Annotated in this window: 21 protein-coding genes, 1 tRNA gene and 1 other RNA gene; 5 read left to right on the forward strand and 18 right to left on the reverse strand. The window is 68.1% G+C overall.

Going from position 1 to position 19,526, the window contains the following annotated elements:
* Positions 1-281: 281 nt before the first annotated feature.
* Positions 282-1,421 carry an ABC transporter substrate-binding protein gene (locus G6027_RS17750; RefSeq protein ID WP_241727261.1) on the forward strand — a complete coding sequence of 380 codons (1,140 nt, stop codon included), beginning with the start codon at positions 282-284 and terminating at the stop codon, positions 1,419-1,421.
* Positions 1,422-1,536: 115 nt separating this feature from the next.
* Here the strand turns inward: G6027_RS17750 and nrdF are convergent, their stop codons facing one another.
* The 5 genes from nrdF to ykgO all read right to left on the reverse strand — a co-directional run bounded on the left by nrdF (position 1,537) and on the right by ykgO (position 6,132).
* Positions 1,537-2,553, reverse strand: coding sequence for a class 1b ribonucleoside-diphosphate reductase subunit beta (nrdF, locus tag G6027_RS17755; protein WP_182638290.1), 1,017 nt, complete (start codon positions 2,551-2,553; stop codon positions 1,537-1,539).
* Positions 2,554-2,608: 55 nt separating this feature from the next.
* Positions 2,609-4,690 (reverse strand): class 1b ribonucleoside-diphosphate reductase subunit alpha, encoded by a 2,082-nt coding sequence (gene nrdE, locus G6027_RS17760; protein ID WP_241727266.1) that lies wholly within the window; start codon positions 4,688-4,690, stop codon positions 2,609-2,611.
* A gap of 68 nt (positions 4,691-4,758) precedes the next feature.
* Entirely contained in the window at positions 4,759-5,205 is a 447-nt protein-coding gene (nrdI, locus tag G6027_RS17765) for a class Ib ribonucleoside-diphosphate reductase assembly flavoprotein NrdI (RefSeq protein ID WP_182609499.1), read from the reverse strand.
* 44 nt (positions 5,206-5,249) lie between these two features.
* Positions 5,250-5,480 (reverse strand): glutaredoxin-like protein NrdH, encoded by a 231-nt coding sequence (nrdH, locus tag G6027_RS17770; RefSeq protein WP_277612366.1) that lies wholly within the window; start codon positions 5,478-5,480, stop codon positions 5,250-5,252.
* Positions 5,481-6,009: 529 nt separating this feature from the next.
* Positions 6,010-6,132: a type B 50S ribosomal protein L36 gene (gene ykgO, locus G6027_RS17775; protein WP_003852698.1), complete on the reverse strand. Its 123-nt coding sequence runs from the start codon at positions 6,130-6,132 to the stop codon at positions 6,010-6,012.
* A 215-nt stretch (positions 6,133-6,347) separates the two neighbouring features.
* On the opposite strand from ykgO, the gene nadE reads away from it, so the two are divergent.
* A complete protein-coding gene (gene nadE / locus G6027_RS17780; RefSeq protein ID WP_182638291.1) occupies positions 6,348-7,220 on the forward strand; it encodes an ammonia-dependent NAD(+) synthetase in 873 nt (290 codons plus the stop codon).
* Positions 7,221-7,291: 71 nt separating this feature from the next.
* On the opposite strand, the gene G6027_RS17785 is transcribed toward nadE, so the two are convergent.
* On the reverse strand, positions 7,292-8,386 hold the full coding sequence (locus G6027_RS17785; RefSeq protein ID WP_182638292.1) for a serine hydrolase domain-containing protein: 1,095 nt from the start codon (positions 8,384-8,386) through the stop codon (positions 7,292-7,294).
* Between the two features lie 61 nt (positions 8,387-8,447).
* A complete protein-coding gene (locus G6027_RS17790) occupies positions 8,448-9,797 on the reverse strand; it encodes a family 1 glycosylhydrolase (protein ID WP_182638293.1) in 1,350 nt (449 codons plus the stop codon).
* A gap of 111 nt (positions 9,798-9,908) precedes the next feature.
* On the opposite strand from G6027_RS17790, the gene G6027_RS17795 reads away from it, so the two are divergent.
* The gene (locus G6027_RS17795; protein ID WP_182638294.1) at positions 9,909-10,328 is read left to right on the forward strand and encodes a YccF domain-containing protein; all 420 of its coding nucleotides are present in this window, start codon (positions 9,909-9,911) and stop codon (positions 10,326-10,328) included.
* On the opposite strand, the gene G6027_RS17800 is transcribed toward G6027_RS17795, so the two are convergent.
* Positions 10,280-11,146 (reverse strand): helix-turn-helix domain-containing protein, encoded by an 867-nt coding sequence (locus G6027_RS17800; RefSeq protein ID WP_182638295.1) that lies wholly within the window; start codon positions 11,144-11,146, stop codon positions 10,280-10,282. The two genes, G6027_RS17795 and G6027_RS17800, sit on opposite strands and share 49 nt — an antisense overlap.
* An 81-nt stretch (positions 11,147-11,227) precedes the next feature.
* Here G6027_RS17800 and G6027_RS17805 point away from each other — a divergent pair, with 81 nt between their 5' ends.
* Entirely contained in the window at positions 11,228-11,734 is a 507-nt protein-coding gene (locus G6027_RS17805) for a VOC family protein (RefSeq protein ID WP_182638296.1), read from the forward strand.
* 73 nt (positions 11,735-11,807) lie between these two features.
* Here the strand turns inward: G6027_RS17805 and G6027_RS17810 are convergent.
* From G6027_RS17810 to prfB, 10 genes are all read right to left on the reverse strand, one after another.
* Positions 11,808-11,880 (reverse strand) — tRNA-Ala (locus G6027_RS17810).
* 133 nt (positions 11,881-12,013) lie between these two features.
* Entirely contained in the window at positions 12,014-12,757 is a 744-nt protein-coding gene (locus tag G6027_RS17815) for a thioredoxin domain-containing protein (protein ID WP_182638297.1), read from the reverse strand.
* 167 nt (positions 12,758-12,924) lie between these two features.
* Positions 12,925-13,297, reverse strand: a transfer-messenger RNA (tmRNA) gene (gene ssrA / locus G6027_RS17820).
* Positions 13,298-13,380: 83 nt separating this feature from the next.
* Positions 13,381-14,229 (reverse strand): DMT family transporter, encoded by an 849-nt coding sequence (locus G6027_RS17825; RefSeq protein ID WP_182638298.1) that lies wholly within the window; start codon positions 14,227-14,229, stop codon positions 13,381-13,383.
* Entirely contained in the window at positions 14,226-14,735 is a 510-nt protein-coding gene (gene smpB, locus G6027_RS17830; RefSeq protein WP_182638299.1) for an SsrA-binding protein SmpB, read from the reverse strand. The genes G6027_RS17825 and smpB overlap by 4 nt, the downstream gene beginning before the upstream one ends.
* Positions 14,736-14,794: 59 nt before the next feature.
* Complete coding sequence (ftsX, locus tag G6027_RS17835; protein ID WP_182638300.1) at positions 14,795-15,697, reverse strand: permease-like cell division protein FtsX; 903 nt, start codon at positions 15,695-15,697, stop codon at positions 14,795-14,797.
* Positions 15,697-16,386, reverse strand: coding sequence for a cell division ATP-binding protein FtsE (ftsE, locus tag G6027_RS17840; RefSeq protein ID WP_182638301.1), 690 nt, complete (start codon positions 16,384-16,386; stop codon positions 15,697-15,699). Before ftsE ends, ftsX begins: the two co-directional genes overlap by 1 nt.
* Before the next feature lie 53 nt (positions 16,387-16,439).
* Positions 16,440-17,090, reverse strand: coding sequence for a hypothetical protein (locus tag G6027_RS17845; RefSeq protein WP_182638302.1), 651 nt, complete (start codon positions 17,088-17,090; stop codon positions 16,440-16,442).
* Positions 17,090-17,986: a mechanosensitive ion channel domain-containing protein gene (locus G6027_RS17850; protein ID WP_182638303.1), complete on the reverse strand. Its 897-nt coding sequence runs from the start codon at positions 17,984-17,986 to the stop codon at positions 17,090-17,092. The genes G6027_RS17845 and G6027_RS17850 overlap by 1 nt, the downstream gene beginning before the upstream one ends.
* Positions 17,983-19,092 (reverse strand): peptide chain release factor 2, encoded by a 1,110-nt coding sequence (gene prfB / locus G6027_RS17855; RefSeq protein ID WP_182638304.1) that lies wholly within the window; start codon positions 19,090-19,092, stop codon positions 17,983-17,985. Before prfB ends, G6027_RS17850 begins: the two co-directional genes overlap by 4 nt.
* A 167-nt stretch (positions 19,093-19,259) precedes the next feature.
* Between prfB and G6027_RS19215 the strand changes: the two genes are divergently transcribed.
* On the forward strand, positions 19,260-19,526 hold a 267-nt coding region (locus G6027_RS19215), incomplete at its 3' end, for an inositol monophosphatase family protein (RefSeq protein ID WP_277612369.1).

The following is a 19,526-nucleotide window of genomic DNA, read 5'->3' on the forward strand; positions in this document are numbered from 1 at the left end:
GTCGACCGGCTTGGGGGCCACTGCGGTCATTAAGGGTCCTCCTGAACGCCTCACCCGACGCCGTGGGTCGAACCACCGACCCCACGTCGAACGCAAAGGAATAGTGCGTGAGGGCAATCCTAACCCTCCGCTGAGATGGCCCACCACTCACCCCGCAGAACTCGCCGGGGCGGGTCATCTGCGTGAATCCGACGCCGCGACGACACGCCCGAGATGACGCCCGGACCCGCCTCGACCTCCACTTCGACTGCGCCCACGGCCCATCTCCTAGGCTCTCCCCCATGACCGATCTCGCGCCGAGCCGACACCGCCCTCGACGGGGGTACCCCTTCACCCCCGTGCGGGTCACGGTGGGTGTCGTGGGCCCGCTCGTCGCCGGACTCGTGCTCGCGGGTTGCGGGCCCTCCCCCGTCGACATGGTCGAGCACCCCGTCACCACGACCCCCACACGGATGGCCGGCGAGGAGCTGCAGCGCTCCGCCGAACCGGAGGAGTCGTGTGCGCCCGTACCGGCGCCGGCCGAGTTCCCCGGGGACGGGCTTCGGGGGGTCGCGTCCGTCGACCCGGCAGAAGAGAGGGTGGAGGTGCCGCGGTCGCCGGAACGGATCCTGGCGCTCGGGGCCGGGGCCGTGGATGTGGCGTGCGCCCTGGGGCTGCAGGACCTCGTCGTCGGAACCTCCGGCCTGCCCCGTGACGCCGACGTCTACCTCCCCGCTCCCCTCGTGGGTCTGCCCGACCTCGCGATCAACGGCGACTCGGGCGCGGAGGACGGCGCGGCTGCGGCCCGTGAACTCAGCCCCGACCTCATCGTGCTGGCCGACTCGATCGATCCCGACCCTGCCGTGGTGCGGGCGTTGTCGGAGGTCGCCCCGACCGTCGTGTACGACGCGCGCAGCCTGAACTGGACCGAGAGCACCGAGGCGATCGCCGACGCCTACGGCCGACCGCGCGCCGGCGGGGATCTCCTGCTGGACGTGATCGACCGGGCCCGGTTCACCGCCGACGCCACCACCCCGCGCGACACTTGGGTCTCGCTCGTCTCCGTCTCCGACACCGACGGGATAGCGGTGCAGCAGCCGGAAACCCTCGGGAGCCTCATGCTCGAGGCCGTCGGCGCCGGTCGCCCGCCGGCGCAGCGCACCCGGGACGGTCAGCGGATCGAACCCGCCCCCGAGTCTCCTCCGGTGGGCGATGAGCTCGACGGAGACGTGATCTTCGCCGTGGTGGGGGGCAGTGACCGCTCGGAGCAGTCCGCGCGGGAGGCCTTCGCCACCGACCGGTGGACGGAGCTCGACGCGGTGGGCGCCCGTCGCATGTTCGTGGTGGACCGGGCCGTGTGGGAGGGATCCGGTCCCGTGGCCGCGCGCGCGGTCCTCGACGACATCAGGGGCTCCATCAACGGGATCGCCCCGGACGGCTAACCGGGGGGTCCGGCCGTTCCGGCCGACAGGTGGCAGGCCGACCCGTGACTTCAGCCCGACGACATCACCCCGGCGCCTGATCGGGTGCCGGGGTGATGTGGGGTCGCCAGTCGGGTCAGAAGTCCCAGTCCTCGTCCTCCGTGGCAACGGCCTTGCCCATGACGTAGGAGCTGCCGGAACCCGAGAAGAAGTCGTGGTTCTCGTCCGCGTTCGGGCTGAGCGCCGAGAGGATCGCGGGATCGACGTTGGTCTCGTCCTTGGGGAACATCCCCTCGTACCCGAGGTTCATCAGCGCCTTGTTGGCGTTGTAGCGGAGGAACTTCTTGACATCCTCGGTCCACCCGACGGTGTCGTAGAGGTCCTCGGTGTAGTCCGCCTCGTTGTCGTACAACTCGAAGAGCAACTCGAAGGTGTAGTCCTTCAACTCGTCGCGCTCGGCCTGACCGATCTGCTCGAGCGCACGCTGGTACTTGTATCCGATGTAGTAACCGTGCACCGCCTCGTCCCGGATGATGAGCCGGATGATGTCCGCCGTGTTGGTGAGCTTGGCCCTCGAGGACCAGCGCATGGGCAGGTAGAAGCCCGAGTAGAAGAGGAACGACTCGAGGAGGGTCGAGGCGATCTTGCGCTTGAGGGGATCCTCCCCGGCGTAGTACCCGAGGATGATGTGCGCCTTGCGCTGCAGGAAGGTGTTCTCCTCCGCCCAGCGGAAGGCGTCGTCGACCTGCGGCGTGGAGCAGAGCGTCGAGAAGATGGTGGAGTAGCTCTTGGCGTGGACCGACTCCATGAACGCGATGTTGGTGAGCACCGCCTCCTCGTGGGGGGTCGACGCGTCGGGGATCATGCTCACCGCGCCGACCGTCCCCTGGAGGGTGTCGAGCAGCGTCAGGCCGGTGAAGACCCGGGTGGTGAGCTGCTGTTCCGAGTCCGTCAGCGTCTGCCACGACGGGATGTCGTTGGACACCGGGACCTTCTCCGGCAACCAGAAGTTGCTGGTGAGCCGACCCCAGACCTGATCGTCGACCTCGTCCGTGACGCGGTTCCAGTTGATCGCCGACACCCGGTCGACGAGCCGGGGGGCGACCCCGGCGGCGGGGCTGTGGGATCCCGGAGCGTGCAGCTCGGCGGTCATCGGATCTCCTCGTGATGGCGGGGGTGGTTCGGGGCGCAGGCCTGAGGCCCGGGGGTCAGAGCATGCACGAGACGCAGCCCTCGACCTCGGTGCCCTCGAGCGCGAGCTGGCGCACGCGGATGTAGTACAGGGTCTTGATCCCCTTGCGCCACGCGTAGATCTGGGCGCGGTTCACGTCCCGGGTGCTGGCCGTGTCCTTGAAGAACAGGGTCAGCGAGAGTCCCTGGTCCACGTGCTGGGTGGCCGCCGCGTACGTGTCGATGATCTTCTCGTACCCGATCTCGTACGCGTCCTGGTAGTAGTCCAGGTTGTCGTTGGTCAGGTAGGGCGCCGGGTAGTAGACGCGACCGATCTTGCCCTCCTTGCGGATCTCGATCCGGGAGGCGACAGGGTGGATCGACGAGGTCGAGTTGTTGATGTAGCTGATCGACCCGGTGGGCGGCACGGCCTGCAGGTTCTGGTTGTAGATGCCGTACTGCTGCACATCGGCCTTGAGCGCGCGCCAGTCCTCCTGGGTGGGCACCGTGACGCCCGCCTCGGTGAACAGCTGGCGCACCCGCTCGGTGGCCGGCTCCCACGCCTGGTCCGTGTACTTGTCGAAGAACTCGCCGGACGCGTACGTGGACTCCGGGAACCCGGAGAACCACGTCCCCCGCTCCCGCGCGAGGAGGTTCGACGACCGGACCGCGTGGTAGAGCACCGTGTAGAAGTAGATGTTCGTGAAGTCCACGCCCTCCTCGGACCCGTAGTGGATCCGCTCGCGGGCGAGGTAACCGTGGAGGTTCATCTGCCCCAGGCCGATCGCGTGGGACTCGGCGTTGCCCCGCTCGATCGAAGGGACCGAGTCGATGTGGGTCTGGTCGGACACCGCGGTGAGGCCCCGGATCGCCGTCTCGATGGTCCGGCCGAAGTCCGGCGAGTCCATGGCCTTGGCGATGTTGAGGGAGCCGAGGTTGCAGGAGATGTCCTTGCCCACGTGCGAGTAGGTGAGGTCCTCGTTGTACGTCGACGGCGTGGAGACCTGGAGGATCTCCGAGCACAGGTTCGAGTGCGTGATCTTGCCGGCGATCGGGTTGGCCCGGTTCACCGTGTCCTCGTACATGATGTACGGGTAGCCGGACTCGAACTGCAGCTCGGCGAGGGTCTGGAAGAAGTGCCGCGCGTTGATCTTGGTCTTCTTGATCCGGCTGTCCTCGACCATCTCGGTGTAGTGCTCCGTGATGTCGACGTCCGCGAAGGGCTTGCCGTAGATCCGCTCGACGTCGTACGGCGAGAACAGGTACATGTCGTCGTTGCGCTTGGCCAGCTCGAACGTGATGTCCGGGATCACCACGCCCAGCGACAGGGTCTTGATGCGGATCTTCTCGTCCGCGTTCTCCCGCTTGGTGTCGAGGAACTTGAAGATGTCCGGGTGGTGGGCGTGCAGGTACACCGCTCCGGCACCCTGGCGGGCACCGAGCTGGTTGGCGTAGGAGAAGGAGTCCTCCAGCAGCTTCATCACGGGGATGACACCGGAGGACTGGTTCTCGATGTGCTTGATCGGGGCGCCGTGCTCGCGGAGGTTCGACAGCAGCAGTGCCACCCCGCCACCGCGCTTGGACAGCTGCAACGCGGAGTTGATGTTGCGGCCGATGGACTCCATGTTGTCCTCGATACGCAGCAGGAAACAGGAGACGGGCTCGCCGCGCTGCTTCTTGCCCGAGTTCAGGAACGTGGGGGTGGCCGGCTGGAAGCGACCGTCGATGATCTCGTCGACCAGGCGGCGGGCCAGGTCCTCGTCGCCGTCCGCGAGCGTGAGCGCGACCATGCAGACGCGATCCTCGTAGCGCTCGAGGTACCGCTTCCCGTCGAAGGTCTTGAGCGTGTACGAGGTGTAGTACTTGAACGCGCCGAGGAACGTGGGGAAGCGGAACTTCTTGGCGTAGGCGTGGTCGAACAGCTCCCGCACGTAGTTGCGCGTGTACCGGTCGAGCACCTCTCGCTCGTAGTAGTTCTTGTCGACCAGGTAGTCCAGCTTCTCGTCCAGGTTGTGGAAGAAGACCGTGTTCTGGTTGACGTGCTGGAGGAAGTACTCCCGCGCGGCCTCACGGTCCTTGTCGAACTGGATCCTGCCGTCCGCGTCGTAGAGGTTGAGCATGGCGTTGAGCGCGTGGTAATCCAGGCGCTGCCCCTCGCCCGCCTCGCCGGCGATGGTGCCTTCGGGGGTCACGGTCGGTGCTGCCAAAACTCTTCCAATCCCTCGCGGACGCGGATGACGTCCTCTTGTGTGCCCATCAGTTCGAACCGGTAGAGGTACGGGACCTCGAGCTTGCGGGCGATCACGTCGCCGGAGACCGCATAGTCCGAACCGAAGTTGGTGTTACCGGCGGCGATCACGCCGCGGCAGAGGCTTCTGTTGTGCGCGTTGTTCAGGAACGCGACCACCTGTCGTGGGACCGACGCCCCGGTCCTGCCCGTGACCTCGAGGCACCCCCCGTACGTCGGCACGATCAGAACATACGGGTCCGACACGATCGGCCCCGCTTCGGTCCTCCGCGTGGGTATGCGCAGCGCCGGGAGCCCCAGACGGTCGACGAACCGCTTGGTGTTCTCGGAGACGTTGGAGAAGTAGACGATCCTCACCGGCTCGGTGGCCGGCAGCGGAGCCGCCATGACTGCCCCCTTCGGATTACATGTGTTCCGGGTCCGCCCCGGGGTCAGGCCGCGACGGTGACGAGTGCCTTGATCCGGTCCGGCCGGAAACCGGACCAGTGATCGGAACCGGACACCACGACGGGAGCCTGGAGGTACCCGAGGGCCATCACGTACTCACGCGCGTCGTCGTCGACGGAGATGTCGACCACCTGGTACTCGACGCCCTGCTTGTCGAGCGCCTTGTAGGTGGCGTTGCACTGGACGCAGGCGGGCTTGGTGTAGACGGTGACCATCAGTCGTGGACCTCTTTCGGCACGGGCGCCGGGGAGGCGCGGAGGGGCTCTTCTCGGACGGTCATCGGTTCCGGCGCTTCCGCCCGGCCTGTGGATAACCGTGGTGTCTGTCAGGGTTCACAGCCCGAATGCCACAAGTGGTATTCATCGGGGGCCGCAACACTCTAGACACTACCCCTAGTGTCCGACGAGTCAATCGACCACAACATTTTGGTCTTACAACGGTGGTATTCCCAGGTCGCGATCCCGCCTTGTGGACACTTCCCACCCACCGTTGTCACGGTCGGCCCGAATGCCGGCGCCACGCTCCCCGACCGTCACTCTGCCACGCGCGAGACGGTGCCGGAGACCCCGTCCGTCGCCCCACAGGTCGTCCCCAACCACCCCACAACCTGTCCCCACTCGATCCACAGGGCCGGGGGTCACCGATGGTGCGGGTCGGCCCCGCCCCCGGGACGACGACGAGGGCCCGCCGCCGGCGAACCGGAGGCGGGCCCTCGAGGGTGCGTGGGAACCCACGCGGACGGACTCAGCCCTGGCGGGCCTTGAAACGGGGGTCCTTCTTGTTGATCACGTAGACCTTGCCGCGACGACGGACAACCTGGGCGCCCGGCTTGTTCTTCAGCGACCGAAGGGACTTGCGGACCTTCATCTGGCGCTCCTTAGGCTCTCGGGGCGGCCATGATGGCCGCCGACACGACTGGGGATGACTGCGCGACACGTCCGACCCGGAGGTCGGATGCACGACACACAACTGGTCCATCGTAACGGACTGCCCCGTCAGAACTCCAACCGGCGGAACCGAGCACCTCGCCTGCGCTGTCCGCATGTCACGCAGAAGTCACACGGGCTTCCTATGCTGACGCCATGACTCAGTCCTCTCCCGACACCGGCACTCTCCGCGCGTCCATCATCGCCGAACTCGGCGTTCGTCCCGACATCGATCCCGAGCGGGAGGTGGACCGACGGGTGGCGTTTCTGGCCGAGTATCTCCGCAGCACCCCGGCCACGGGTTTCGTGCTGGGGATCAGCGGGGGCCAGGACTCCACCCTGACGGGTCGGCTCTGCCAGCTCGCCGCCGAGAAGCTTCGCGACGAGGGCCTGCCCGATGCCCGATTCGTCGCCATGCGCCTGCCCTACGGCACCCAGGCGGACGAGGCCGACGCCGCCGCGGCCCTGGACTTCATCAGACCGGACGCCCGCGTCACGGTCGACGTCCGCTCGGCCTCGGACGCATCCTCGGCGGCCGCCGCCGACGCACTGGAAGAGCTGCCCGACCACGGGGGCCCGCTCCGGGACTTCGTCCGCGGGAACGTCAAGGCGCGCCAGCGGATGGTCGCGCAGTACGCGGTGGCCGGGCAGCTCGGCCACCTCGTCGTCGGCACCGATCACGCCGCCGAGGCGGTCACCGGTTTCTTCACCAAGTACGGAGACGGCGGGGTCGATCTGACCCCCCTGACCGGCCTCACCAAACGGCAGGGGGCAGCGCTGCTGCGGCACCTCGGCGCCCCGGAGTCGACCTGGCGGAAGGTCCCCACCGCCGATCTCGAGGATGACCGTCCGGGCCTGCCCGACGAGGAGGCACTGGGCGTGACGTACGAGCAGATCGATGACTACCTGGAGGGCCGCGACGGCGTGCCGACGGAAGCCGCCTCCCGGATCGAGCAGCTGTTCCTGGCCACCCGCCACAAGCGGGCGGTCCCGGCCACGCCACTCGACACCTGGTGGCGCGAGGGGTGACGGACCGACGGTCGGTGACCGCCGACCACGCAAGGCCGACCACCCAAGGCCGACCGGGCACCGCCGACCGGTCACCGCAGCAGCGCCCACACCGAGTCCAGTGCGTCCTCCGTCCCCGGCACGTCGAAAGACTGCGTGGTGAACACCGCCGCGCAGCGGCCCGTGCGTCGGTCGACGTAGCCGATCGTCCCCAGTCCCCCGGCCCAGCCGACGACCCCGTCCGGGCGGATCTCCACCTGCATCCCGTACCCGCAGCCGGGTCCGATGAACCCCGCCGCATCAGCGCGCTGCCGCGGGGTCAGGTGGTCGGTCGCCATCATCTCCGCGAACTCCGGACCCAGGACGGTCCCGCCGTCGACCAGGACGTCCAGGAAGGCCAGATAGTCGGCGACGGTCGAGGTCAGACCGCACGCCAGCGATTCGAACCGCGGTGGGCGATCGAACCTGCTTCTGGTGTCCAGCGCCCAGAGCTCCCCGTCGGGTCCGAGCCCGAAGGAGGTGGGGAGTCGACCCGGGTCGGCGGTGAAGCCGCAGTCCGCCAGCCCGAGCGGACCCGTGACGTGCTCGGCCACCAACCCGGACACGGTGGCGCCCGTGGCCCGCGCCAGGAGCACCCCCAGGACGTCGCTGCTGGTGTGGTAGTGCCAGCCCCGCCCGGGATGGTCCACCAGTGGCAGTGCACCCAGCAGCCGGAGGTACTCGTCCGGTTCCATCGGCGGAGCGTAGGGGCCCGGTGCCACCTGGCGCTCGCTCATGGCGTCGGTCAGCGGGCTGCCCTCGCCCGCCCAGCCGACGCCGGCGGTCATGGTGAGGAGGTGTCGCAGAGTGATCTGTCGCCCGGCCGGCACGGTCCGGTCGATCGGCCCGTCCGGCCGGGTGAGGACCCGTGGGGCTGACAGTTCCGGCAGGAGTGTGGCCACCGGGTCGTCGAGCGCGAGGATCCCGAGCTCGACCACCCTCAGTGCGAGCACACCGCCCACCGGCTTGGTGTTGGAGGACAGCGGGAAGACCGCATCCGCGTCGAGCGCGGGGCCGCCGCGCGACCGCGTCCCGCCCGCCGCGATCTGCGTTCGACCGTTCTGCCGGACCCCGCAGACGTATCCCGTCAGCCGTCCGGAGTCGACCAGGGTGTCGAGCTCCCCGGTGACGGAGGCGAACCGTTCCATGGGCTGACTCTACGTCCGGGGGGCCGGCTGCTGAAGGGCTCGTGGGAGGTGGTCCGGGCCGTCAGCCCACCAATCGCGCGAGCGGGCCGTGGACGTCGACGGGATCGAGGCAGGTATCCGGGATCGTCCCCAGCGAGCACGTGCCCACCGGCAGGACGGGCCGGTAACCCTCCGGGACACCGCCGCGCGCGATCACGTCCCGGTACGCGTCCACGCCGGAGGTCGGTCTGCGCTCGAGTGTCGGATCGGTGAGCACGTCGACCTGGTAGAGGCCGAAACGGGAGTCGTAACTGCCCCACTCGTAATTGTCGACCAGGGACCAGTGGTTGTACCCGATCACGGGGTACCCGTCGGCGACCGCGCGTTGGATCCAGAAGACGACGTCCCGGAGGTAGTCGCCGCGCTCGAAGGAGTCCTCCCGGTGGCCGTTGTGAGTGGGCATCCCGTTCTCGACGATGTACAGCGGCTTGCCGGGGAAGTGCCTGGCGTAGTGCACGATCGACTCGTACATCCCTTCCGGCTGCGGACGGACCCCGGCGAAGTCGTCCCAGGCCGCGCGGATGGTGGTGAGGTTGTCGAGCGCGATGCCGTAGTAGTAGTCGATCCCGATGAAGTCCAGCTCATCGCGGATGTGATTGAGCAGCAGGTCGTCGGTGGCCGGGGCGAACGCGGGCAGGTACGCCTCGTTGGCGGTCACCATCGCGTTGGGGTCGGCCCGGTGAGCGGCGTGATATCCCAGCTTGTGGGCCGCGACCACGTTGTCGCGGAACTCGTTGAACTGGTGCAGCCCGACGAGGCCGATGCGGAGTTCGTGGCTGAAAAACACGAGGGGTTCGTTGAAGGTGACCCACATGGTCCCGTTGCCGGCCCATCGCTCGGTGATGAGCTCTGCGTAGCGACCGAACGCCTCCACCGCATCCGGGGAGAGGAAACCGCCACGATCGACCAGCCATCCCGGATACACGTAATGGACCATCGTGATCATGGGCGTCATCCCGTGCGCTCGGATGGTGTCGAGGATGCGGTCGTACCGACGCAACGCCTCCTCGTCGTAGCGCCCCGGCTCCGGCTCGATGCGGGACCACTCCACGCTGAGCCGGAACGTGGTCACCCCCATGTCCGCGGCACGGGCGATGTCCTCGGGGTACCGGTTCCAGAAGTCCACGGCGTCGTTCACCGGGTCTGCCTCTCCACGCGCGGCGGCGGCGTCGACGTAGCGCTTCCAGTTGGAATCCATATTTGAACCCTCGACCTGGAAGCCGGACGTCGCCACCCCCCAGTGGAACCCTTCGGCCATCCGCGTCTCGGCCTGCGCCTGTACGGAACCCGCGATGAGAGCGGTCGCGACCATACCTACGGCGAGCACCAGCGCGAGCAGAATCCTGGTGACGGCAAACTTATGAACACCCATCACTAAAACATGACACATGCCTCGGCCGGCGTCAGCGCTTTTGCGTCAGGGCCGGCATCCGGCGCGCCGGTACCCGGGCCGGCGGGCCGTAGCGGCGACTACCGTGGTGTGATGCGAACCCTGGGAAACGTGCTCTGGCTTCTACTCGCAGGCTGGTGGTTGGCGCTGGTGTACGTCATCGCCGGGATCATCGCCTGCCTCCTGATCATCACCATCCCGTTCGGCATCGCGTCGTTCCGACTCGCGGCGTACGTCCTGTGGCCGTTCGGGCGGCGGACCGAGTTCCGCCGGGACGCCGGTGCGCTCTCGCTGATCGGCAACATCCTGTGGATCCTGGTGCTCGGCTGGGAACTGGCGATCGCCCACCTGGTCGCCGGGTTGCTGCTGTGCCTGACGATCGTGGGCATCCCCTTCGGCATCGCCTGCTGGAAGATGGTCCCGCTGGCCCTGCTCCCCCTCGGCCAGCGGATCGTGCCCATCCGTCACCCGTCGGAGGATCCCTTCGCCGCCGCGCCGGGCGCACGGCGGTAGGAGCGGGGGCTCAGGCCGAGGACCGTGCGGAAATCTGCGCTGAGATGAGCGTGGTCGGAGTATCCGAGCTCCGCGGCGATCCGGGTGATCGTCACCGACGGGTCTTCGCGTAGCCGCTGTGCGGCCTCCTGGAGTCGGTACCGACGGATCATCGCGAGTGGCGGTAGTCCCACGTAGCGGTGCGCGAGTCGCTGCACCGCGCGAGTCGAGACGCCCAGGGCCGCAGCGACCTGGTCCACACGCACGATCGACCGGTCCGAGGCGATGAGATCCTCCATGGCGTTGGCCATGACTCCGCCGGCGTCCGGGGCGGCCAGGTGCGCGGCGGCCCAGGCGGAGAAGTAGCGCAGCGCCCGGTCGCGGGCGACGGACTCGCGTTTGTCGTTCTCGCGCTGGTCCATCTCCCGCGTCGGGTCGACGACCACGTCCGCCTCCTCCATCGCCGCCATGACCGCGCGGTGCAGCTCGGGGGCCTCGATCTGTGTCTCGGCGTCTCGGAGCCGCCGGGGTTCGGCCGCCAACGAGGCCAACCCGGCCGGACGGAGCAGGGCGCCGATCGCCCACCCGGTACCTCTCAGGTCGCGGTGGGAGATGCCGGTCGTCGGTCCGGAGAGGCTGACTCCTTCCGGGTCGACGACGAGATTCGACGCAGGAAACGGCATCAGCTCCTGCCGGGAGGTCTCCCCCGGCGCGAGACGCCAGCGCGGGATCCAGAACCAGCGGATGCGGTCACGCAGTTCCCGCGGGGCGTCCTCGCGGTGGAAGGTGGGCAGCCGGTCCGGATAGAGGACCCCGCGTCGATCAGGAAGGTCGGGCATCGTCCCCTCCCCCGCGTGTCCGACGCGATGGCGTCGCGAATCTACAAGCCACTCACGTGCATGTCCTCGTAGGTTCATCGCATGACAGAGAACACCACGCCCCGGACCGGGGTCACCGGAAAGCACACCACCGACGGCGTCCCCCACGGGTCGACCAGCCTCACGCCGTTCCTCGCGGTCGAGAGAGCGGGGGACGCAGTCGAATTCTATTCCTCGGTGTTCGGCGCCCGGGTGGTCGACGTGACGGAGATGGGCGGGATCGTCGTGCACGCCGAACTCGACTTCGGCAACGGCCGGCTGCAACTCGGCGAGCCCAGTCCCCAGTTCGGGCTCGTGCCCCCGCCCTCCGGGGAGGTGGCCTGCTACTCGATCGGGATGTACTGCGCGGACGTCGACGCGGTGGTCGACCGGGCCGCACAGGCCGGCGCCACGATCCGTGAATCTGTGAGCGAGTTCGTCTCCGGCGACCGGTTCGCCTCGATCCGGGATCCGTACGGCGTCCGCTGGTCGATCATGTCCCGAGTGGAGGACCTGTCGGAGGCGGAGAGCGCCCGCCGGGTGGCCGAGTGGGCAGCGCAGCAGGGATAGAGATGAAAAGAGCCCGGCCAGTGGCCGGGCTCTTGCTCGTATGAACCATCCGTTGCCGGATCGGTTGCTTGGGTGGAGCTAAGGGGACTCGAACCCCTGACCCCCACACTGCCAGTGTGGTGCGCTACCAGCTGCGCCATAGCCCCGTATCGGTTGTTCCACCGTTCCCCTCTCGGCGACCGGCTCGACCAAAGTTACACCATCCCGGTTCGGCGCTCCAAATCGCCTCCGGCCCCGCCCTGGACGGGCGGGACCGGTATCGATCGGTGCGGACCGTGGTCAGGCGAGGATGTTGTCCAGCCAGGCCGGATCGGCGATCTCCACGACCTCCCCCTCGTAGGCGACAGTCGGGGTGGACACGCGGTCGGTGACCTCTCGGATACTGTCCTGCGAATTGTCGGCGGTGTCCGATGCCTTCTCCATGCCGTCATTGGTCTCCACGTTGCCGATGCACTCGACCGTGTCAGCATTCGCGCCGGCCGCCTCGGCGGTGGACGCCAGCTCACGAGCGGAACGGTCACCGCCGCCCTCGGCGGGCTGCTGTGCGAAGTAGGCGTTCTTGACGTCGAAGAAGACCGGCAGCGAATCCTTGGCCGCGACGCACTGGACAGCGGCGATGGCCCGCGTGGAGTACTCGCCCGACGCCGACTGGCGGTTGAGGAAGTTGAGGGTGTGGAACTCCACGCGCAGGTCGCCGGCCTCCACGGCGGAGGCGATCCGCTCACCGTTCTGTCCCTCGAAGGAGGCACACGCCGGGCACATGAAGTCCTCCCAGATCTGGACGGTCGGGGCGGTCTCCTCGCCCACCGCGATCACGCCCGTGTCCGAGATCTCGATCAGCTCGTCGGCCGTTTCACCGAACGTGATCGGGTTGGCCTCGCCACCTCGCTGGGCCATCCACACGACACCGCCGAGGACCAGGACGGCAACGGCGATCAGCGCCGCGACCGTGATCAGCATCCCGTTGTTCTTCTTGGTCTTCAGGACCTTCGTGCTCTTGTTACCTGCGGACTTGGCGTTCACGTGTGGGTGGGCCTTTCTCTACTGGGAAACCGTCGGCCCTTTCCGAGCGATCGGCGACTACCGAGAGGGTACCGAAGCCGCCTGAGTCCCCTTTCAGGTGCGGGCAGGTGGCGAGGCCACAAATGCACCGAGCCCCCGGTCGATGATCGACCGGGGGCTCGGCCCGATGGTGGAGCTGCCGGGAATTGAACCCGGGTCCTCCGCAGCATCGGCAGGGCTTCTCCGTGCGCAGTCCGCTCTGTCTCTACTCGGATCTCACCCTCACGCGGACATGTAGGTGATGACGATCCCAGTCACTGTTGGATGTCCCGACTCACCCCGTGACCGGGTGAGCCGGTGATCCCTCTAGATGATGCCGGTGACCGGGGCGAGGGCGACCCCGGGCCGACAGACTACGAGCTCGCTGTCAGGCAGCGAGGGCGTAGTCGCGCTGATTAGTATCGGCGCGTAATTGGTTGCCACGACGCTTACGGTGGTCTCTGGCCTGCACCGGCACGCTTCCCCTGCGTCAACTCACGTAGTCGAAACCACATCAGCCCCGTCAGGTCCGCCGACTCTCATCGACGGACCACTGACCCTACCCCGACCGAGGTCCCACCGCCAGGGTGACATCCGTCTCCACCTCAGCCCAGCGCGAGTAGCACGATCGCCACCCCGGCCAGTGCGAGCCCGGCCATCTGGACCGCGCGCAGACGCTCTCCGCCGTGGGTGATGGCCAGTGCCACCGTGAACGCGGGATAGAGCGCGGCGATCACACTGACCAGCGAGAGCATGCCCGCCTGCGAGGCGAAGTAGAAGGCGCCGTTGGCGACCGCGTCGAACACAGCGATCACCATGCCGATGGCGATGAGGCGTCGGGAGAACCGGAACGATTCGCGGGCGGCGAACGCCGCCGCCAGGACCACCCCGGTGGCACCGATCCGCGACGCCGCGACCGGCCACAGCCCCTCACCCGCCGGGACCTGTGCCAGGAGGACGAAGAAGCCTGCGAACGCCAGCCCCGAGAGCACCGTGAGCACCACCAGCTGCGGGGTGAGACGACCGTGTCCGATCGAGGAGCCCACGTCACTCTCCAGGGAGACGAGCACCGTCGCGACGAGCGCCACCGACATCCCGACCAGGGCCCCCGTCCCGGGCCGTTCGCCTGCCACCAATCCGACCGCGAGCGGCACCGACGCGGCCAGAACCGCCGTGATCGGCGAGATCACGCTCATCGGCCCGCGCGAGAGCGCGACGTAGAACGACCACACGGCGAGCCCTGACAGGAGGCCCGATGTCAGCCCCCAGGCCAATCCGACCAGGGTCGGCGACCCGCCGGACACCACCGCCGCCGCCCCGACCAGCACGATCGACAGCGGGTACGACACGCTGACGACCCTCAGTGCGCGGGCGCGACGGGACGCGACCCCGCCGAGATAGTCGCTGATGCCGTACGCCACCGCCGAAGTCGACGCCAGCGCGACCGGCATCATGCGTGCATGCCCTTGATCCTTCTGCCGAGTTCGCGCACGGCCTCGCGCTCGGCGGTCCGTTTGGCGAGATCATGCCGTTTGTCGTGGGCCTGCTTACCCCGGGCGACGGCCAGTTCGACCTTCACCCGTCCGTTCACGAAGTAGAGGGACAGCGGGACCAGCGTGGCGTTTCCGTCCCGCACCTTGCCGACGAGCGAATCGATCTCGCGCCGGTGCAGCAGCAGTTTGCGGGCCCGCTTGGGCGCATGATTGGTCCAGTTTCCGTGGGAGTACTCGGGGATGTGGAGCCCGCGGAGCCACACTTCGCCGTCGTCAATCGTCGCGAACGCGTCGACCAGCGAGGCCTGGCCCTCGCGCATGCTCTTGATCTCCGTACCCAACAGCGCGATGCCCGCCTCGTGAGTGTCGAGGATCGAGTACTCGTGCCGGGCCTTGCGGTTGCTCGCGACCACGCTGCCGTCACGGCCGAGGGTCGACGCACCCTTCTTCTTGTTCTTCTTGGCCACGTCGGTTCACCTCCTCGTCCGTCCGTCGGGCAGATCCCCCACTCTAGATCAGTGCGGGATCACTGCCGAACCGTGATCCGCAGTGTGACCCATGCCGTGAGCGCGGAGACCACCGCGCCCGCCACCACGAGGACCGGGGCCAGCATCAGGATGTCGACCGTGGTGATCCGCTCCACCAGGTTCGCCCGGTACGCCTCGGCCAGCACCCTGTCGAGGAAGACGCCCTTGGCAGCCAACAGTCCACCGACAGCGAGGAGCGAACCGACCACCGACGCGAGCACGGCTTCCAGGACGAACGGCAGTTCGGTGTACCAGCGACTCGCGCCCACCAGTCGCATGATCCCCAGCGCGGTCCGCCGGGTGAACGCCGCGATCTGCGTCATGTTGGCGATGAGCAGCACCGTGGCCAGGAGTTGGACCATCGCGACGGCGAACGCGGCGTTCCGGATGCCGTCAAGGACCGAGAACACTCGCTCGACCAACTCGCCCTGGCCCTGCACGACCTCGATCCCCGCGACTCCCTCGAGGTCCTCGGCCACGGACTCCGCCCGGGTGGGGTCGTCGAGAGTGAGCGTGAACCGCGAGCCTAGAGCGTCCGGGGAGGTCGACTCCACGAGGACGGGGTCGGTGGAGGCGAACAGGTCCACGAACTCCTCGTACGTCTCCTGCGGGTTCTTGTACTCCACCGAGGCGACCCCGGCCGTGTCCTCCAACTCGTCCCGGATCTCACCGCACGCCGAGGCGCAGTCGGGGTCCTCGAGGGAGATGGTCCGGTCCACGTAGACGCGGAACTCGTTGAGATAGTCGTACTTGACCTGGCTGGCCGATGCGGTCATCACCACCAACACCCCGGCGCCGAGCATCGCCAACGCGACGGCGGTGGTGATGATCATGGCCAGCGTCATCGACAGGTTGCGGCGCAGGCCCTGTGCGACCTCGGACGCGATGAACCGCGCGGCCATCAGCGTCCCACCCCGTAGGTGCCACGGGAGTCGTCGCGGACGACCCGTCCGTCGACCAACTCCACCACGCGGCGCCGTGAGCGGTCGACGATGTGTCGGTCGTGCGTGGCCATGAGGACCGTGGTCCCGGTCCGATTGATCCGGTCGAGCAGCAGCATGATGTCCTCGCTGGTCTCGGGGTCCAGATTTCCGGTCGGTTCGTCGGCGAGCAACAGCTTCGGTCGGTTGACGAACGCCCTCGCGATGGCCACGCGTTGCTGTTCGCCACCGGACAGCTCGTGCGGCCGGCGACCGGCCTCGCGACCCAGGCCCACCATCTCGAGCGTCTCGGGAACGACCTTGTCGATCGTCCGGCGGGACTTGCCGATGACCTGCAGCGCGAACGCCACGTTCTCGGCCACGGTCTTACCCGGGAGCAAGCGGAAATCCTGGAAGACACAGCCGAGAGAGCGCCGCAGGGTCGGCACGGACGACGCCTTCATCCTGGTGAGGTCGTGGCCGGCGACGACCAGGGTCCCGGAATCGGGCCGGTCCTCGCGGAGCAGCAGACGCAGGAAGGTCGACTTTCCCGACCCGGAGGCGCCGATGAGGAAGGCGAACTCGCCCCCGGCGATCTCGACGGTCACATCGGACAGAGCCGGACGCGTCGAGGACGCGTACGACTTGGTCACATGGGAAGCACTGATCACGCCAGTAGCCTAGCGCTACTCCAGTCACACGGCAGTCAAAGGAGCCGCCGGTGTCAGCTCGTGGTCACGGGATTCCCTCCGGCCCCGGCGTCGCCGGAATCCTCTCCCTGTTGCGCCTGCTCCTGCGGCGACTGTTCCTGCGGTGACTGCTGCGGCGGTGCCTGCTGCCCGGTCGCTCCCGTGGGGGACGCCGGGGTCTGCCGTCCCGGCGGCGGCGTCGTTCCGGTGACCGGCGGGGACGTCTGCGGAGTGGCGGTCGGAACCGTTGTCTGGTCGATCGTGGTCTCCGGGGTCGGCGACTCCTCGACGGGTGTCGTCCCCTCGGCCGGCGCGGGCTCTTCCGCCGTTATCGGTGCCCCCGGGGGGCGCACGTTGACCACCGGGTCGGTCTTGACCATCGAGTACAGGATCCCCAACAGGACAAACGCCACCAACAGGATCGCGGTGGTCCGCGACATCCTGAAGAACTCCCCGAGTAGGGACACGATCTTCGGCTGCGGGCGACGGGACGGTGCGTCGGGGTCGGTAGTACCCCCGAGACCCAGCGGATCGCCGCTGATGAGGGGTTCCCGAGCGGTCGCGGCCTCGGTCCGCGCGCTGTCCTCGGCCTCCGGGCCGAGTTTGCCGGTTGAGGCGACGTCGGGTGTCGTACCTTCGGGTGTGTGGTCGTCGGGTGTCGTGTCGCCATCTCGGATCTCGGGCATCAGACGCTCCCCTCTCCGGTCTGCGGGCGGAGCATGCCCGCACGGATCGCGGCCAACGCCTCCGGCTCGAGGACGATCCCCTCGGCACGGAAGCGGCGCAGGATGACCGCGCGCATCCGGCGGCCCACCTCCCACTGCATCCCGGGCTTGGTCCGGGCCAGCAGGCGGATCACGGTCTGCTCGAGACGGATCGACTGCACACCCATCACCGTGGGTTCGTCCAGGACGTACTGGCCCACCCGATCATCGTCGGTGATGTCGCGGCACACCTCCGCGAGCACCTCGTTCGCCTTGTCCATGTCCGCGTTGTTGGGCACGGGGACGTCGATGATCGCCCGCGCCCAGTCCTGCGACTGGTTGATGGCGGTGACGATCTGCCCGTTGGGGACGATCACCGCCTCGCCGTCCAGGGTGCGCAGGCGGGTGATGCGCAGGGTGACGTCCTCGACGGTTCCCGCGGTGACGCCCGTCGCCGTGGTGAGCTCGACGATATCCCCGTAGCCGTACTGGCGCTCGGCGAGGACGAAGAACCCGGCCAGGAAGTCCTGGACGATCTTCTGGGCGCCGAAGCCCAGCGCGGCGCCGAGCACCGTCGCCGGGGCGACGAGAGCCACGAGGTTCACGCCGAAACGCAGCAGGATCTGGATTCCGAACAGGATGTACAGGACACCGACCGCGACGTACGAGATCACCTGTATGAGCGAGTGGAGGTGCTTGGACTCCTCCGACCAGAAATCCTCGTCGGCGTGTTGGGAGTCGATCCGCCCGGTCCACATCCGCGCGATCTTGGCGATCACCCTCGTGAGCAGAGCGGCGCCCAGGACCAGGAGGACGACCTCGAGGCCGTTGTTGGACAGCCAGGTCAGGATGGGTCCGAAGTCACTCTGGATGGTCACTCCGCGCTTGCCCCCTCCCGCATCCGCCAACGGATGCCGGCCTCGATGAATCCGTCCAGGTCCCCGTCCAGGACCGCCGACGGGTTGTTGACCTCGTGCTCGGTTCGCAGGTCCTTGACCATCTGGTACGGGTGCAGCACGTAGGAGCGCATCTGGTTACCCCAGGACGCGTTGCCCCCCGAACCGAGCGCATCCAACGCCGCTCGCTCCTCCTGCTGCTTGCGGGCGAGCAATTTGGCCTGCAGCACCTTCATGGCCGCGACCTTGTTCTGCAGCTGCGACTTCTCGTTCTGACACGTCACCACGATCCCCGTGGGCACGTGGGTGAGGCGGACCGCCGAGTCGGTGGTGTTGACGGACTGCCCGCCGGGGCCGGACGAACGGTAGACGTCCACGCGGACCTCGTTCTCGTCCACCTCGATCGAGTCCGTCTGCTCGACGACCGGCAACACCTCCACCTCGGCGAACGAGGTCTGACGTCGGCCCTGGTTGTCGAACGGGCTGATCCGCACCAGTCGGTGCGTGCCCTGCTCCACCGAGAGCGTTCCGTACATGTACGGGTCGTGGACGACGAACGTCGCGGACTTGATGCCCGCCTCCTCCGCGTACGAGGTGTCGTACACCTCCACCTTGTGGCCGGCCTTCTCCGCCCACCGCACGTACATGCGCATGAGCATCTCGGCGAAGTCCGCGGCGTCGACCCCACCGGCGCCGGAGCGGATGTTGACCACCGCGTCGCGCTGGTCGTACTCACCGCTGAGCATCGTCTTGACCTCCATGGCCTCGACGTCCACCCGCAGTTGAGTGCGCTCGGCGTCGGCGTCCTCGACGGCGCCGCCGCCCTCCTCCTCCGCCAACTCGTACATCAACGGGAGGTCCTCGATGCGCTGACGCAGGTCTCGGCACTTCCGGAGGTCGGCCTGGATGTAAGAGAGCTCGCTGGTGACCTTCTGCGCCCGATCCTGGTCGTTCCACAGGTCGGGGTCGGCGGCCATCTGTTCCAGCTCGTCGACGCGGCGGGCGAGCTCCTCGATGTCGAGGACCTTCTCGACCGTGGTCATGGTGGAGTCGAGGGCTGCGATGTCGGCGGAAACGTCAGGGTGCACGGGAGACAACTCTACGCGGCCCGCGCCCCTTCTCGCGTTTCCCCACCCGACCCCCGCCCGTGGTCCGCCGCACGCCTACTCGTCGACCGGCGGGGGTAGCGTCGCCACCGGCGGACCCGCTACCGCCCGAGGTCAGCGGGCCGCCGCGGCCCCTGTGGAGGAAGATCATGTCCCCTGATACCCGCCACCGGCGGCCACCGGCCGACGAGGCGATCCCACCGATGTCCGACGCCGATCTGGCCGCCCGGCTCGTCGTCGACGCGGGGACCCTCGCGCGGCGGCTGCGCGAGGACGGACTGGACGTCCACCACAAGACCTCGGTCTCCGACGTGGTCACCGAGGCCGACAGGGCCGCCGAACACCAGATCACCGCCCTGCTCGCCTCCCACCGCCCCGAGGACGGGGTCCTCGGCGAGGAGGGCACACTGGTGCCC

Source organism: Dietzia sp. SLG310A2-38A2, from assembly GCF_014145095.1.
In the GTDB taxonomy this organism is placed as follows: Bacteria; Actinomycetota; Actinomycetes; order Mycobacteriales; family Mycobacteriaceae; genus Dietzia.

Coding starts and splice junctions, on each gene's coding strand:
- G6027_RS17750 (WP_241727261.1), top strand. CDS start 282: ATGACCGATCTCGCGCCGAGCCGACACCGCCCTCGACGGGGGTACCCC.
- nrdF (WP_182638290.1), bottom strand. CDS start 2,553: ATGACCGCCGAGCTGCACGCTCCGGGATCCCACAGCCCCGCCGCCGGG.
- nrdE (WP_241727266.1), bottom strand. CDS start 4,690: ATGCTCAACCTCTACGACGCGGACGGCAGGATCCAGTTCGACAAGGAC.
- nrdI (WP_182609499.1), bottom strand. CDS start 5,205: ATGGCGGCTCCGCTGCCGGCCACCGAGCCGGTGAGGATCGTCTACTTC.
- nrdH (WP_277612366.1), bottom strand. CDS start 5,480: ATGGTCACCGTCTACACCAAGCCCGCCTGCGTCCAGTGCAACGCCACC.
- ykgO (WP_003852698.1), bottom strand. CDS start 6,132: ATGAAGGTCCGCAAGTCCCTTCGGTCGCTGAAGAACAAGCCGGGCGCC.
- nadE (WP_182638291.1), top strand. CDS start 6,348: ATGACTCAGTCCTCTCCCGACACCGGCACTCTCCGCGCGTCCATCATC.
- G6027_RS17785 (WP_182638292.1), bottom strand. CDS start 8,386: ATGGAACGGTTCGCCTCCGTCACCGGGGAGCTCGACACCCTGGTCGAC.
- G6027_RS17790 (WP_182638293.1), bottom strand. CDS start 9,797: ATGGGTGTTCATAAGTTTGCCGTCACCAGGATTCTGCTCGCGCTGGTG.
- G6027_RS17795 (WP_182638294.1), top strand. CDS start 9,909: ATGCGAACCCTGGGAAACGTGCTCTGGCTTCTACTCGCAGGCTGGTGG.
- G6027_RS17800 (WP_182638295.1), bottom strand. CDS start 11,146: ATGCCCGACCTTCCTGATCGACGCGGGGTCCTCTATCCGGACCGGCTG.
- G6027_RS17805 (WP_182638296.1), top strand. CDS start 11,228: ATGACAGAGAACACCACGCCCCGGACCGGGGTCACCGGAAAGCACACC.
- G6027_RS17825 (WP_182638298.1), bottom strand. CDS start 14,229: ATGATGCCGGTCGCGCTGGCGTCGACTTCGGCGGTGGCGTACGGCATC.
- ftsX (WP_182638300.1), bottom strand. CDS start 15,697: ATGGCCGCGCGGTTCATCGCGTCCGAGGTCGCACAGGGCCTGCGCCGC.
- G6027_RS17845 (WP_182638302.1), bottom strand. CDS start 17,090: ATGCCCGAGATCCGAGATGGCGACACGACACCCGACGACCACACACCC.